A 13,868-nucleotide genomic window follows, 5' to 3' on the forward strand; every position below is an offset into this window, starting at 1 on the left:
GCGACCGGGAGCGGGGCCACCTCCCGCGGCCCCGCTCCCGGTAGCCGACTCCTCTAGCCGAATCAACCCCAAAGGGGATGCAACGACGTGCTGGACGTCAACTTCTTCGATGAGCTCCGGATCGGCCTGGCGACCGCCGATGACATCCGTCAGTGGTCCTTCGGCGAGGTCAAGAAGCCGGAGACCATCAACTACCGCACCCTGAAGCCGGAGAAGGACGGGCTCTTCTGCGAGAAGATCTTCGGCCCCACCCGGGACTGGGAGTGCTACTGCGGTAAGTACAAGCGGGTCCGCTTCAAGGGCATCATCTGCGAGCGCTGTGGTGTCGAGGTGACCCGTGCCAAGGTGCGCCGTGAGCGGATGGGCCACATCGAGCTGGCCGCGCCGGTCACGCACATCTGGTACTTCAAGGGTGTTCCTTCGCGCCTGGGCTACCTGCTCGACCTGGCGCCCAAGGACCTCGAGAAGATCATCTACTTCGCGGCCTACGTGATCACCGGTGTGAACACCGAGCTGCGGCACAACGACCTGCCGACGCTGGAGAACGAGATCAGCGTCGAGCGGAAGAACATCGAGGCGAAGCGCGACGCCGACATCGAGGCGCGCGCGCAGAAGCTCGAGGCCGACCTCGCCCAGCTCGAGGCCGAAGGCGCCAAGTCCGACGTGCGCCGGAAGGTCAAGGAGGGCGGCGAGCGGGAGATGAAGCAGCTCCGCGACCGCGCGCAGCGCGAGCTGGACCGGCTCGAGGAGATCTGGACCACCTTCACCAAGCTCGAGCCGCGTCAGCTGATCGCGGACGAGACCCTGTACCGCGAGCTGTACGACCGCTACGGCGAGTACTTCACCGGCGGCATGGGCGCGGAGGCCATCCAGAAGCTGGCCACCGAGTTCGACGTCAACGCCGAGGCCGAGAAGCTGCGCGACACGATCCGCAACGGCAAGGGGCAGAAGAAGCTCCGCGCTCTGAAGCGGCTCAAGGTCGTCGCGGCCTTCCAGGCCACCGGCAACGACCCGCGCGGCATGGTCCTCGACGCGGTCCCCGTGATCCCGCCGGACCTGCGCCCGATGGTGCAGCTCGACGGTGGCCGCTTCGCCACCTCGGACCTCAACGACCTGTACCGCCGGGTCATCAACCGGAACAACCGCCTCAAGCGGCTGATCGACCTCGGCGCGCCCGAGATCATCGTCAACAACGAGAAGCGGATGCTGCAGGAGGCCGTCGACGCGCTGTTCGACAACGGCCGCCGCGGCCGTCCGGTCACCGGCCCTGGCAACCGGCCGCTGAAGTCGCTGTCCGACCTGCTCAAGGGCAAGCAGGGCCGGTTCCGCCAGAACCTGCTCGGCAAGCGCGTCGACTACTCGGGCCGTTCGGTCATCATCGTCGGCCCGCAGCTGAAGCTGCACCAGTGCGGTCTGCCCAAGGACATGGCGCTGGAGCTGTTCAAGCCGTTCGTCATGAAGCGGCTGGTCGACCTGAACCACGCGCAGAACATCAAGTCCGCGAAGCGGATGGTGGAGCGGGCCCGCCCGCAGGTGTGGGACGTGCTGGAAGAGGTCATCACCGGTCACCCGGTGCTCCTCAACCGTGCGCCGACCCTGCACCGGCTGGGCATCCAGGCCTTCGAGCCGCAGCTGGTCGAGGGCAAGGCCATCCAGCTGCACCCGCTGGTCTGCGAGGCGTTCAACGCGGACTTCGACGGTGACCAGATGGCGGTGCACCTGCCGCTGTCGGCCGAGGCGCAGGCCGAGGCCCGGATCCTGATGCTGTCGGCGAACAACATCCTGTCGCCGGCGTCGGGCCGCCCGCTGGCCATGCCGCGTCTGGACATGGTCACCGGCCTGTTCCACCTGACCCGTCTCGACGAGAACGCGGTCGGCGCCGGCCAGGCGTTCAGCTCCCCGGCCGAGGCCATCATGGCCTTCGACCGCAAGACGCTGGGCCTGCACGCGCCGATCAAGATCCGCGTCAAGGACCGTCAGCCGAACAAGGCCCAGATCGCCGAGCTCACCGAGAAGGGCTGGGAGCCCGGTCAGCCGTGGCTGGCCGAGACCACCCTGGGCCGGGTGCTGTTCAACGACCTGCTGCCGGCGGACTACCCGTTCATCAACGAGCCGCTGCCGAAGAAGCGCCAGGCGGCGATCGTGAACGACCTCGCCGAGCGGTACTCGATGACGCAGGTCGCGCAGGTCCTGGACCGGCTCAAGGACGCCGGCTTCTACTGGGCCACCCGCTCGGGTGTCACGGTGTCGATGTTCGACGTCATCGTGCCGCCGGAGAAGAAGGAGATCCTCGACCGGTACGAGGCCAAGGCCGCGCAGGTGGAGAAGCGCTACCAGCGTGGTCAGCTCTCGCACGCCGAGCGCAACAACGAGCTGGTCAAGGTGTGGACCCAGGCGACCGACGAGGTCGCCGAGATCATGGAGGACGCCTTCCCGGAGGACAACCCGATCTCGATGATCGTGAAGTCCGGGGCGGCGGGCAACATGACCCAGGTCCGGTCGCTGGCCGGTATGCGTGGTCTGGTGTCGAACCCGAAGGGTGAGTACATCCCGCGCCCGATCAAGTCGAACTTCCGCGAGGGCCTGTCGGTGGCGGAGTACTTCATCGCCACCCACGGTGCGCGGAAGGGTCTGGCCGACACCGCGCTGCGGACCGCCGACTCGGGTTACCTGACCCGTCGTCTGGTGGACGTGTCGCAGGACGTCATCGTCCGGGAGACCGACTGCGGCACCAGCCGCGGCGTGACCCGGCCGATCGGCGAGAAGCAGCCGGACGGCACCGTGCTGCGCGGCGCGCACGTGGAGACCAGCGTGTACGCCCGGACGCTCGCCCAGGACGTCACCGACGAGCAGGGCAACGTCGTGCTCAACGCGGGCGACGACCTGTCCGACCCGGCCATGGAGAAGCTGATCGCGTTCGGCGTCACCAAGGTCAAGGTCCGCTCGGTGCTGACCTGCGAGTCGGCCGTCGGTGTCTGCGCGATGTGCTACGGCCGCTCGATGGCGACCGGCAAGCTCGTCGACGTGGGTGAGGCCGTCGGTATCGTCGCCGCACAGTCGATCGGTGAGCCGGGTACGCAGCTGACGATGCGTACCTTCCACCAGGGTGGTGTCGCCGGTGACGACATCACGACCGGTCTGCCCCGTGTCACCGAGCTGTTCGAGGCCCGGGTCCCGAAGGGCAAGGCGCCGATCGCCGACGTCGATGGCCGCGTGCGCATCGAGGAGAGCGAGCGGTTCTGGAAGATCACGCTCATCCCGGACGACGGTGGCGAGGAGATCGTCTTCGACAAGCTGTCGAAGCGTCAGCGCCTGGCCAACACGCCGAACGGGCCGCTGCAGGACGGCGACCACGTGAACGTCGGCCAGCTGCTGCTCGAGGGCACGCCGGACCCGCACGAGGTGCTGCGTGTCATGGGCCCGCGCGAGGCGCAGATGCACCTCGTCGAAGAGGTCCAGAAAGTGTACCGGGCCCAGGGTGTGTCGATCCACGACAAGCACATCGAGGTCATCGTCCGGCAGATGCTGCGCCGGGTGACGATCATCGACTCCGGTTCGACGGACTTCCTGCCGGGCGAGCTGCCCGAGCGGACCAAGTTCGAGAGCACGAACCGGTCGGTCGTGGCCGAGGGCGGCGAGCCGGCCTCGGGCCGCCCGGTGCTGATGGGGATCACGAAGGCCTCGCTGACCACGGACTCGTGGCTGTCGGCGGCGTCGTTCCAGGAGACCACGCGTGTCCTGACCGACGCGGCGATCAACGGCCGCAGCGACAAGCTCGTGGGCCTCAAGGAGAACGTGATCATCGGTAAGCTGATCCCGGCGGGCACCGGCATCAACCGGTACCGGAACATCCAGGTGCAGCCGACGGAGGAGGCCCGGGTGGCGGCGTACGCCATCCCGTCCTACGACGACGGCTACTACACCCCGGACGTCTTCGGCACCGGCACCGGCGCCGCGGTTCCGCTGGACGACTACGACTTCGGTCGGGACTTCCGCTGACCTGAGTTGTTCGCGAAGCCCCCGGTTCCCTTCGTGGAGCCGGGGGCTTCGTCGTGTCCGGGGCGGGTCGCGGAGGTAGCGTGAGGCGCGAGTTCACACGAGCGACACGAGGAGGGCGTTGTGAACGCTGAGCAGACCCCGGATGACGCGCCGTCGAGTGGGCGGCACGCAGCGCCCGAAGGTGCCCCGACGCACCCGGCGATCGACCTGTCGAGGGACCCCAACCCGGGCAAGCCGGACCACGCCAAACCCGACGAGGACGACTAGGGGGGTGTTTCGGAGATGGCCTGCGTGGCGGTGCGGGTAGCGGCCCCGCCCGCCACCACCCTCGACGGACGCACTCCGCGCGGCTCCGCCCGTTCTAACCCGCGGCGGTGCCGGTTGACGGCCCACCGCAAGCGGCTCCGCCGTTTGTGAAACAGAACCCAGCCCTTCCGACGTGAAAGGGGCCCCAGGCGCGGCGCCAGGGGCCCCTTTTCGCGTGGCTCAGAAGTCGAGCTTGCCGCTGATCTCGGCGTCGTCCATGTCCGGATCTCCAGCGGCACCCCGCCGCTCGACGGCGTCCTTGAACGGCTGAACGGTCTCGCTGGCCGCCTTGGCGGTGCCCGCCAGGTCCGGGACCTTGATCTCCTCGACGTTAGCGTCCTTCGCGAGGTTGTCGTAGGTCGAGAACACCTTCTCCTTGGCGGCCTCGACCGCGGCGTCGCGGATCGTCTCGCCGGCCCGCTCGCGGATCGCGCCGCCGAGGGTCGCGGTGCCGTCTTTGAGCTTGCCGACGAGTTCGTCGCCCAGGTTCTCGGTCAGCGTGCCGTCGACGAGCTTGCCGACCCGGCTGTCCGCGGTGCCCAGGCCGTCGGCGAGCTTCCGGAACCCGGGGATCTTCGCCAGGAACGCCTGGATCCTGCCGATGAGCTCGTTGAGCTTGTCGATGATCTGCTTGAGCTTGAGGACCCAGCGGTTGGCCTTCATGGTCTCCGTGCCTGCTCGCGCAGCGGTGGCTCCCGTCGCCACGGTGAGCGAGCCGCCGAACGTGACGGTGGACGCCGCGAGCGCGGCGAGCCAGGTCACGATCAGCCACTCCACGAAGTCGCTGATGATGCTGGTGATCACGTCCTTGATCACGCTCATCACGGCCGAGCTGACCGCGAGCAGCGTCGCGATCTCGCCGGTGGCGCCCGCGGTGCCCTTCAGCCCGTCCCGGAACTCCGCGAGCCGCTCGCCCGCCGCCGCGGCAGCGGGACCTTCCCAGCCGGCGAGGCCTTCGACGAGCAGCTTCTCGGTGTCGGCGCACAGCCGCTCGATGTCCCCGCCCAGCGCGTTGAAGGCGTCCGCGCCGGCCAGCAGCGCCTCTGGATCGCCGGTGACCAGCTCGAGCGCCTCGTTGAGCGGCTCGATCCAGCTGATCAGGAAGCTCACGCCGTTGGAGATCAGCCAGCCCAGCGGATCGGAGACGATGCCGGTGATGGTGCCGGCCGCCTCGTCCACGAAGCTCGTGGCCGCGCTGAGCGCCTGGAAACCGTCGCTCGCCAACGCCTGGAGGTCGCCGTCCTCCATGGCCTGCCGGAGCTTGGACGTGGCGTCGAACGCCTGCTCGCCCTTGTCGTAGAGCTGTCCCGCCGGGGTGTCCTCGAGGCGCTCCAGGTTCGCCGCGGCGTCGTACTCGCCCGCGAAGTCGCCGAGGTGGCCGACCAGCGCCTCTTCGTTGGTCGGCACGTCAGACCACCCCCTCGGCTGCCTCGTCCAGATCTTCGCCGATGTCCCGGAACGCGGCGACCACGCCGTCGTCCATGGCGGCGTACATGTCGGCCGCCTTCGTCAGCTTCGCGCCGATCGCCTGGTAGCCCTCGGCCATCTGCGCCAGGTGGTCCTTCAGCTGGCCCAGCATGTCCCGGTAGACGGTGTGCACGATGGGCTGCCCGAGCAGGCCCCACGACACCGGCGGCACGTCGGCGTCCTGCATCTGCTGCTGCAAGGCGCTGACCTGCGAGGTCTGCGCGGCCGCCGCGGCGGCCGTCTTGCGCAGCGCTCCGACGTCGACCGAGTAGCCCCCGCTCACCGGCGGTCACCCTCGTCGAACGGGTCCAGGAAGTCGTCGTCCTCGGCGGGCCTGCGGCGGACCTCCGGGCGGGCCGGGCGGGCCGGCTGCTGCTCGGCCAGGAAGTCCTCTTCGGCGAAGTCCGCGCCCTGGTCGATGGGCCGCTGCGGCACCACCGGGCGCTCGTCCGCGACCGTCGCCTTCAGCGCGGCCACGCTGGTGCCGAACGCCTCCGCCTGGGTCTGCAGCACCTGCTCCAGCACGTTGCTGGACGGCCCGAGCGCGTCCTGCACGATCGCCGCCTGCCTGCGGGCCGCCGCGGCCACCGCCTCGTGGATCGTCGTCGTGATCGTCGACGACAGCTGGATCGCGCTGCCCTGCAACGCCTGCTCGCTCACCCGCACCGACTGCACGCTCCCGCCCGGCCCGGCGACGACCGTCACGCCCCGGTCGGGGGAGGACACGGTGATCGACAGCTCGCCGATCTCGTGCTTCATCCGGGTGAACGCGGCCTGCCGCTGCTCACCCTGCTGCTTCAGCTCGTCGATCCGGCGCAGCTTCTGCTGCAGCTGCTCGACCAGGTCGCCATGGCTGCCGTAGGCCATGCAGGTCCCTCCCCGTGGTGAATTACGCACCTTCGGTATCGGATCATGCACCACACGCGTGTGCACCGGGCACGCTTCTGTGGAACTCACCGATTCGATTGATCACTTTCGCCACGCGGGAATTCCCGAGCCAATTCCGGCGTTGTAACTCTTGCCGAAGATGCCCGCCGACCTGCTCGAACGCGCCGGCCGACGGTGTCCCGCCAGTTGGCGGAACGGTCCCGTGCGGCCGTCTTTCAGCTAGACTCGCCACACCACCTTCTCGCCGGAGCCGGGGTGTGAGCCCGTTAGGGACCCCCGATGCCACCGCCTGCCGCAAGGGCGGGTATCTTTGACGACTGTGCCCGGCATGCGTCGGGCCGCTCTGCGTGCTTTTCGGCCAAGCGGGGATGCTCCGGCATCGTGGCGACGGCCGCGGCGAAGCGGAGCTCCACGGAAATCCGAGGGAACGTTAGCGGTCGAGAGACCCAGACGCGGGCCGACACGCCCGACCTCGGGGGCCGGGGAGACCAAGACGGAACAAGCAAGACGCGACAGAAGGCTGGTCCATTGCCCACGATCCAGCAGCTGGTCCGCAAGGGCCGCCAGGACAAGGCTGCCAAGCAGAAGACCGCGGCCCTCAAGGGGAGTCCGCAGCGGCGTGGCGTGTGCACCCGCGTGTACACCACGACGCCCAAGAAGCCGAACTCGGCGCTGCGCAAGGTCGCGCGTGTCAAGCTGACCAGCGGCATCGAGGTCACCGCCTACATCCCGGGCGAGGGCCACAACCTGCAGGAGCACTCGATGGTGCTCGTGCGTGGTGGTCGTGTGAAGGACCTGCCCGGCGTTCGCTACAAGATCATCCGCGGTTCGCTCGACACCCAGGGTGTGAAGAACCGCAAGCAGGCGCGCAGCCGGTACGGCGCGAAGAAGGAGAAGAGCTAATGCCCCGCAAGGGTCCGGCCCCGAAGCGGCCGCTGATCTCCGACCCGGTCTACGGTTCTCCGCTGGTCACGCAGCTGATCAACAAGGTGCTGACCGACGGCAAGCGCTCGCTGGCCGAGCGCATCGTCTACGGCGCGCTGGAAGGCGCCCGTGAGAAGACTGGCACGGATCCCGTCGTCACGCTGAAGCGTGCGCTGGACAACGTGAAGCCGAGCATCGAGGTGAAGAGCCGCCGCGTCGGTGGTGCCACCTACCAGGTGCCGATCGAGGTCAAGCCGGGCCGCTCGACGACCCTTGCGCTGCGGTGGATCGTCAGCTTCTCCCGTGCCCGCCGCGAGAAGACCATGATCGAGCGTCTGCAGAACGAGCTGCTCGATGCGAGCAACGGCCTCGGGGCCAGCGTGAAGCGCCGCGAGGACACCCACAAGATGGCCGAGTCCAACAAGGCGTTCGCCCACTACCGGTGGTGAACGTAGCCCGGCTGCCGAGACAAGCCAGGCCGGGCCCCAAGCTTCGAGACAGGGGAACAGTGCAGTGGCACGCGACGTGCTGACCGACCTGAACAAGGTCCGCAACATCGGCATCATGGCTCACATCGACGCCGGTAAGACCACCACCACCGAGCGGATCCTGTTCTACACCGGGATCAACTACAAGATCGGCGAGGTGCACGACGGCGCCGCGACGATGGACTGGATGGAGGAGGAGCAGAAGCGGGGTATCACCATCACCTCGGCTGCCACCACCACCTTCTGGGCCGACCACCAGATCAACATCATCGACACCCCCGGCCACGTCGACTTCACCGTCGAGGTGGAGCGTTCGCTGCGGGTGCTCGACGGTGCCGTTGCCGTCTTCGACGGCAAGGAGGGTGTCGAGCCCCAGTCCGAGCAGGTCTGGCGCCAGGCCGACAAGTACGAGGTCCCGCGCATCTGCTTCGTCAACAAGATGGACAAGCTGGGCGCGGACTTCTACTTCACCGTGCGCACCATCGAGGAGCGCCTCGGTGCGCGCCCGCTGGTCATCCAGCTGCCGATCGGCGCCGAGAGCGACTTCCAGGGCGTCATCGACCTGGTCCGCATGAAGGCGCTGACCTGGCGGGGCGAGGTCAAGAAGGGCGAGGACTACGAGGTCGAGGAGATCCCGGCCGACCTCGCCGACAAGGCCGCCGAGTACCGCGACAAGCTGATCGAGGCCGTCGCGGAGACCGACGACGCCCTGATGGAGAAGTACTTCGGCGGCGAGGAGCTGTCCGAGGCCGACATCAAGGCCGGCATCCGCAAGCTGACGGTCGCCCGCGAGGCGTACCCGGTGCTGTGCGGCTCCGCGTTCAAGAACAAGGGCGTGCAGCCCATGCTGGACGCGGTGATCGACTACCTGCCGTCGCCGCTGGACGTCCCCGCCGTCGAGGGCACCCTCACCGACGGTGAGACCCCGGCGTCCCGGAAGCCGTCGGTCGACGAGCCGTTCGCGGCGCTGGCGTTCAAGATCGCCGCGCACCCCTTCTTCGGCAAGCTGACCTACGTCCGGGTCTACTCGGGCAAGGTCGCCGCCGGTGCGCAGGTCATCAACTCGACCAAGGAGCGCAAGGAGCGCATCGGGAAGCTCTTCCAGATGCACTCCAACAAGGAGAACCCGGTCGACGAGGCCCAGGCCGGCCACATCTACGCGGTCATCGGCCTGAAGGACACCACGACCGGTGACACCCTGTGCGACCCGCAGAACCCGATCGTCCTCGAGTCGATGACCTTCCCGGAGCCGGTCATCAAGGTGGCCATCGAGCCCAAGACGAAGGCCGACCAGGAGAAGCTGTCGACTGCGATCCAGAAGCTGGCCGAGGAGGACCCCACGTTCCAGGTCCAGCTGGACGAGGAGACCGGTCAGACGATCATCGCGGGCATGGGCGAGCTGCACCTCGAGGTGCTGGTCAACCGCATGAAGTCCGACTACAAGGTCGAGGCGAACATCGGTAAGCCTCAGGTCGCCTACCGCGAGACGATCCGCCGCACGGTCGAGAAGTACGAGTACACGCACAAGAAGCAGACCGGTGGTTCTGGTCAGTTCGCGCGCGTGATCATCAAGCTGGAGCCGCTGTCCACTGGCGACGGCGCCCTCTACGAGTTCGACAACAAGGTCACCGGTGGCCGCGTGCCGCGCGAGTACATCCCGTCGGTGGACGCCGGCGCCCAGGACGCCATGCAGTACGGTGTCCTCGCCGGTTACCCGCTGGTCGGGCTGAAGGTGACCCTGTTGGACGGCGCTTACCACGAGGTCGACTCGTCGGAAATGGCCTTCAAGATCGCCGGTTCCATGGCGCTCAAGGAGGCCGCGCGCCAGGCCAGTCCGGTTCTGCTCGAGCCGGTCATGGCCGTCGAGGTGACCACCCCCGAGGACTACATGGGTGACGTCATCGGCGACCTCAACTCTCGCCGTGGCCAGATCCAGGCCATGGACGAGCGGGCAGGCACCCGAGTCGTGAAGGCACTGGTTCCGCTGTCCGAGATGTTCGGGTACGTCGGCGACCTGCGGTCTCGTACCCAGGGTCGGGCGAACTACTCGATGACGTTCGACTCCTACGCCGAGGTTCCCTCGAACGTCGCGAAGGAGATCATCGCGAAGGCGACGGGGGAGTAAACCCCTCAGCACCCAACGCGGGCGCGCACAGGGGCCTCCCCTAGGGTCCGCACAACCGACCAGATCGATCGCCGTTCGGCTGCCACGCCGTCCGGTGAAGCAAAAGCAAGAGTCCAGGAGGACATTCCAGTGGCGAAGGCGAAGTTCGAGCGGAGCAAGCCGCACGTCAACATCGGGACCATCGGTCACGTCGACCACGGCAAGACCACGCTGACCGCGGCGATCACCAAGGTTCTGCACGACAAGTACCCGGAGCTCAACGAGTCCCGGGCGTTCGACCAGATCGACAACGCGCCGGAAGAGAAGCAGCGCGGCATCACGATCAACATCTCGCACGTCGAGTACCAGACCGAGAAGCGTCACTACGCCCACGTGGACGCCCCCGGTCACGCGGACTACATCAAGAACATGATCACCGGTGCCGCCCAGATGGACGGCGCGATCCTGGTGGTCGCCGCGACCGACGGCCCGATGCCGCAGACCCGTGAGCACGTGCTGCTCGCCCGCCAGGTCGGCGTGCCCTACATCGTGGTGGCCCTGAACAAGGCCGACATGGTGGACGACGAGGAGATCCTCGAGCTCGTCGAGCTGGAGGTCCGCGAGCTGCTGTCCTCGCAGGAGTTCCCCGGCGACGACGCCCCCGTGGTCAAGGTCTCCGGCCTCAAGGCCCTCGAGGGCGACGCCAAGTGGGCCGAGTCGGTTCTCGAGCTCATGCAGGCCGTCGATGACAACGTGCCGGACCCGGTGCGTGACCTCGACAAGCCGTTCCTGATGCCGATCGAGGACGTCTTCACCATCACCGGCCGCGGCACCGTCGTGACCGGTCGCGTGGAGCGCGGCCAGATCAACGTCAACGAAGAGGTCGAGATCGTGGGTATCCGCGAGAAGTCGACCAAGACCACCGTCACCGGTGTCGAGATGTTCCGCAAGCTGCTCGACTCGGGCCAGGCCGGTGACAACGTCGGTCTGCTGCTCCGCGGCATCAAGCGCGAGGACGTCGAGCGCGGCCAGGTCGTCGTGAAGCCCGGCACCACGACTCCGCACACGGAGTTCGAGGGCTCGGTCTACATCCTGTCCAAGGACGAGGGTGGCCGGCACACGCCGTTCTTCAACAACTACCGCCCGCAGTTCTACTTCCGCACGACCGACGTGACCGGCGTCGTGACCCTCCCCGAGGGCACCGAGATGGTCATGCCGGGTGACAACACCGAGATCAAGGTGCAGCTCATCCAGCCGGTCGCCATGGACGAGGGTCTGCGGTTCGCCATCCGCGAGGGTGGCCGGACCGTCGGCGCGGGCCAGGTCACCAAGATCATCAAGTGATTCCATCCGGCCCCGGAGTGCTTATAGCACCCCGGGGCCGGGTTGTGGAACCACGTGTGCGACACTAGTTGAGTTGCTCGTTGCGGGGCGGCCGATATCTCTAGAGAAATCGGCCGCCCCGGCGCGAGCGGCCTTGGTCCGTGGGTTTCCCAGGTGGAGACCGCGGGCGCGACAGATGGCCGGCACGGCCGTCTCGCGGTGAAGACCAACCGGCACGACGACGATCCTCCTACGGGATCAGTCTGCGCAGCGGGCGCGACACGCCCGACCGCGTGGATCGGACGCGAGGGCGTTGACGTGCGGAAACCGGCGCGAATGCGCGGGTAGAGATAGCGGCACAAGACGAAGGAACGAGCTGCGACCATGGCGGGACAGAAGATCCGCATCAGGCTCAAGGCCTACGACCACGAGGCGATCGATGCCAGCGCGCGCAAGATCGTCGAGACGGTGACGCGCACCGGCGCCTCGGTCGTCGGACCTGTGCCGCTGCCCACCGAGAAGAACGTTTACTGCGTCATCCGCTCGCCGCACAAGTACAAGGACTCGCGCGAGCACTTCGAGATGCGCACGCACAAGCGGCTGATCGACATCCTCGACCCGACGCCGAAGACGGTCGACGCGCTCATGCGCATCGACCTCCCGGCGAGCGTCGACGTCAACATCCAGTAAGCGTTGGGCGAGCGGCGGAGATAAGAGACTCATGTCTGACAGGCAAGTAAAGGGCATCCTGGGCACCAAGCTCGGCATGACCCAGGTCTTCGGCGAGGACAACCGGATCGTTCCGGTGACCGTCGTGCAGGCCGGGCCGAACGTGGTGACCCAGATCCGTACCCAGGACAACGACGGCTACCAGGCCGTGCAGCTGGCTTTCGGCGCCGTGGACCCGCGCAAGGTCAACAAGCCGGTGACCGGCCACTTCCAGAAGGCGGGCGTGACCCCACGGCGTTACCTCGCCGAGCTGCGCACGACCGACGCCGAGAGCTACGAGGTCGGCCAGGAGATCACCGCAGAGGTGTTCCCCGCCGGCTCGCGCGTCGACGTCACGGGCACCAGCAAGGGCAAGGGCTACGCCGGTGTCATGAAGCGCCACGGCTTCAAGGGCCAGGGCGCCAGCCACGGTAACCAGGCGAAGCACCGCGCCCCCGGTTCGATCGGTGGCTGCGCCACCCCGGGCCGTGTGTTCAAGGGCCTGCGCATGGCCGGCCGCATGGGTGGCGTCAAGGTCACCACCCAGGGCCTGACCGTCCACGACGTGCGCGCCGAAGAGGGCCTGCTGCTGATCAAGGGCGCCGTCCCCGGCCCCAAGGGCAGCCTCGTCTTCGTCAAGACCGCCGCGAAGGGTGGTGCTACCGAATGACCAGCGTCGAGCTGAAGACCCCGGCCGGCAGCGCCGAGGGCACCGTCGAGCTCCCCGCCGAGATCTTCGACGTGCAGGCCAACGTGCCGCTGATGCACCAGGTCGTGGTGGCCCAGCAGGCCGCCGCGCGCCAGGGCACGCACGACACGAAGACCCGCGGCGAGGTCTCCGGTGGCGGCAAGAAGCCGTACCGCCAGAAGGGCACCGGCCGCGCCCGCCAGGGTTCGACCCGCGCCCCGCAGTTCGCCGGCGGTGGCACCGTCCACGGCCCCACGCCGCGCGACTACACCCAGCGCACCCCGAAGAAGATGAAGGCCGCCGCCCTGCGTGGCGCCCTCTCCGACCGGGCGCGCGCCGGCCAGGTGCACGTCATCACCGAGCTGGTGTCGGGCGAGAAGCCCAGCACCAAGGAGGCGAAGAAGGTCCTCGCCGCCGTGACCCAGGCCAAGCGCCTGCTGGTCGTGCTGCACCGCGAGGACGAGCAGGGCTGGCTGTCGGCCCGCAACCTGCCGAACGTGCACCTGATCAACCCCGACCAGCTCAACACCTACGACGTGCTGGTCAACGACGACGTGGTGTTCACCAAGGCCGCGTACGACGCCTTCATCGCCGGTCCCGTCAAGGGCAAGGCGGCCAAGGCTTCGGCGCGGGCCAGCGAGGTTGAAGGGAGTGAAGCGCAGTGAGCAGCGTTGCCATCCCGGACCCTCGTGACATCGTGCTCGCGCCGGTGATCTCCGAGAAGTCCTACGGGCTCCTCGAGGACCACAAGTACACGTTCGAGGTCCGGCCGGACGCCAACAAGACGCAGATCAAGATCGCCGTCGAGCAGATCTTCGGCGTCAAGGTCGTCAGCGTGAACACGCTGAACCGGCAGGGCAAGCGCAAGCGGACCCGCTACGGCTTCGGCAAGCGCAAGAACGTCAAGCGCGCCGTCGTGACGCTGTCCGCCGAGAGCAAGCCGATCGAGATCTTCGGCGGACCCGCCGCGTAA

The 13,868-nt window shown here is 67.8% G+C and carries 13 protein-coding genes; 10 read left to right on the top strand and 3 right to left on the bottom strand.

Going from position 1 to position 13,868, the window contains the following annotated elements; translation table 11 throughout:
* Positions 1–87: 87 nt before the first annotated feature.
* Together AMETH_RS03210 and AMETH_RS38545 are read left to right on the top strand one after the other, a co-directional pair.
* On the top strand, positions 88–3,999 hold the full coding sequence (locus AMETH_RS03210; protein WP_017986597.1) for a DNA-directed RNA polymerase subunit beta': 3,912 nt from the start codon (positions 88–90) through the stop codon (positions 3,997–3,999).
* A 120-nt stretch (positions 4,000–4,119) separates the two neighbouring features.
* Complete coding sequence (locus AMETH_RS38545) at positions 4,120–4,266, top strand: hypothetical protein (protein ID WP_017986598.1); 147 nt, start codon at positions 4,120–4,122, stop codon at positions 4,264–4,266.
* A gap of 219 nt (positions 4,267–4,485) precedes the next feature.
* Here the strand turns inward: AMETH_RS38545 and AMETH_RS03215 are convergent, their stop codons facing one another.
* The 3 genes from AMETH_RS03215 to AMETH_RS03225 are packed head-to-tail and all read right to left on the bottom strand — an operon-like array spanning position 4,486 to position 6,639.
* A complete protein-coding gene (locus AMETH_RS03215) occupies positions 4,486–5,712 on the bottom strand; it encodes a hypothetical protein (RefSeq protein WP_017986599.1) in 1,227 nt (408 codons plus the stop codon).
* A 1-nt stretch (position 5,713) separates the two neighbouring features.
* Positions 5,714–6,055, bottom strand: a complete 342-nt coding sequence (locus tag AMETH_RS03220) for a type VII secretion target (RefSeq protein WP_017986600.1) — start codon at positions 6,053–6,055, stop codon at positions 5,714–5,716.
* Positions 6,052–6,639, bottom strand: coding sequence for a YbaB/EbfC family nucleoid-associated protein (locus tag AMETH_RS03225; RefSeq protein WP_017986601.1), 588 nt, complete (start codon positions 6,637–6,639; stop codon positions 6,052–6,054). Before AMETH_RS03225 ends, AMETH_RS03220 begins: the two co-directional genes overlap by 4 nt.
* 549 nt (positions 6,640–7,188) lie before the next feature.
* Between AMETH_RS03225 and rpsL the strand changes: the two genes are divergently transcribed.
* From rpsL to rplW, 8 genes are all read left to right on the top strand, one after another.
* The gene (gene rpsL, locus AMETH_RS03230) at positions 7,189–7,563 is read left to right on the top strand and encodes a 30S ribosomal protein S12 (protein ID WP_003102113.1); all 375 of its coding nucleotides are present in this window, start codon (positions 7,189–7,191) and stop codon (positions 7,561–7,563) included.
* The gene (rpsG, locus tag AMETH_RS03235; protein ID WP_017986602.1) at positions 7,563–8,033 is read left to right on the top strand and encodes a 30S ribosomal protein S7; all 471 of its coding nucleotides are present in this window, start codon (positions 7,563–7,565) and stop codon (positions 8,031–8,033) included. Before rpsL ends, rpsG begins: the two co-directional genes overlap by 1 nt.
* Before the next feature lie 64 nt (positions 8,034–8,097).
* A complete protein-coding gene (gene fusA / locus AMETH_RS03240; RefSeq protein WP_017986603.1) occupies positions 8,098–10,197 on the top strand; it encodes an elongation factor G in 2,100 nt (699 codons plus the stop codon).
* Between the two features lie 129 nt (positions 10,198–10,326).
* A complete protein-coding gene (tuf, locus tag AMETH_RS03245) occupies positions 10,327–11,520 on the top strand; it encodes an elongation factor Tu (protein WP_017986604.1) in 1,194 nt (397 codons plus the stop codon).
* Positions 11,521–11,883: 363 nt separating this feature from the next.
* The gene (gene rpsJ, locus AMETH_RS03250) at positions 11,884–12,189 is read left to right on the top strand and encodes a 30S ribosomal protein S10 (RefSeq protein ID WP_003883485.1); all 306 of its coding nucleotides are present in this window, start codon (positions 11,884–11,886) and stop codon (positions 12,187–12,189) included.
* Positions 12,190–12,220: 31 nt separating this feature from the next.
* Positions 12,221–12,877 carry a 50S ribosomal protein L3 gene (gene rplC / locus AMETH_RS03255; RefSeq protein WP_017986605.1) on the top strand — a complete coding sequence of 219 codons (657 nt, stop codon included), beginning with the start codon at positions 12,221–12,223 and terminating at the stop codon, positions 12,875–12,877.
* Positions 12,874–13,560, top strand: coding sequence for a 50S ribosomal protein L4 (rplD, locus tag AMETH_RS03260; protein ID WP_017986606.1), 687 nt, complete (start codon positions 12,874–12,876; stop codon positions 13,558–13,560). Before rplC ends, rplD begins: the two co-directional genes overlap by 4 nt.
* A complete protein-coding gene (gene rplW / locus AMETH_RS03265; RefSeq protein ID WP_017986607.1) occupies positions 13,557–13,868 on the top strand; it encodes a 50S ribosomal protein L23 in 312 nt (103 codons plus the stop codon). The genes rplD and rplW overlap by 4 nt, the downstream gene beginning before the upstream one ends.

It is taken from the genome of Amycolatopsis methanolica 239, from assembly GCF_000739085.1.
Classification (GTDB): Bacteria; Actinomycetota; Actinomycetes; order Mycobacteriales; family Pseudonocardiaceae; genus Amycolatopsis_E; species Amycolatopsis_E methanolica.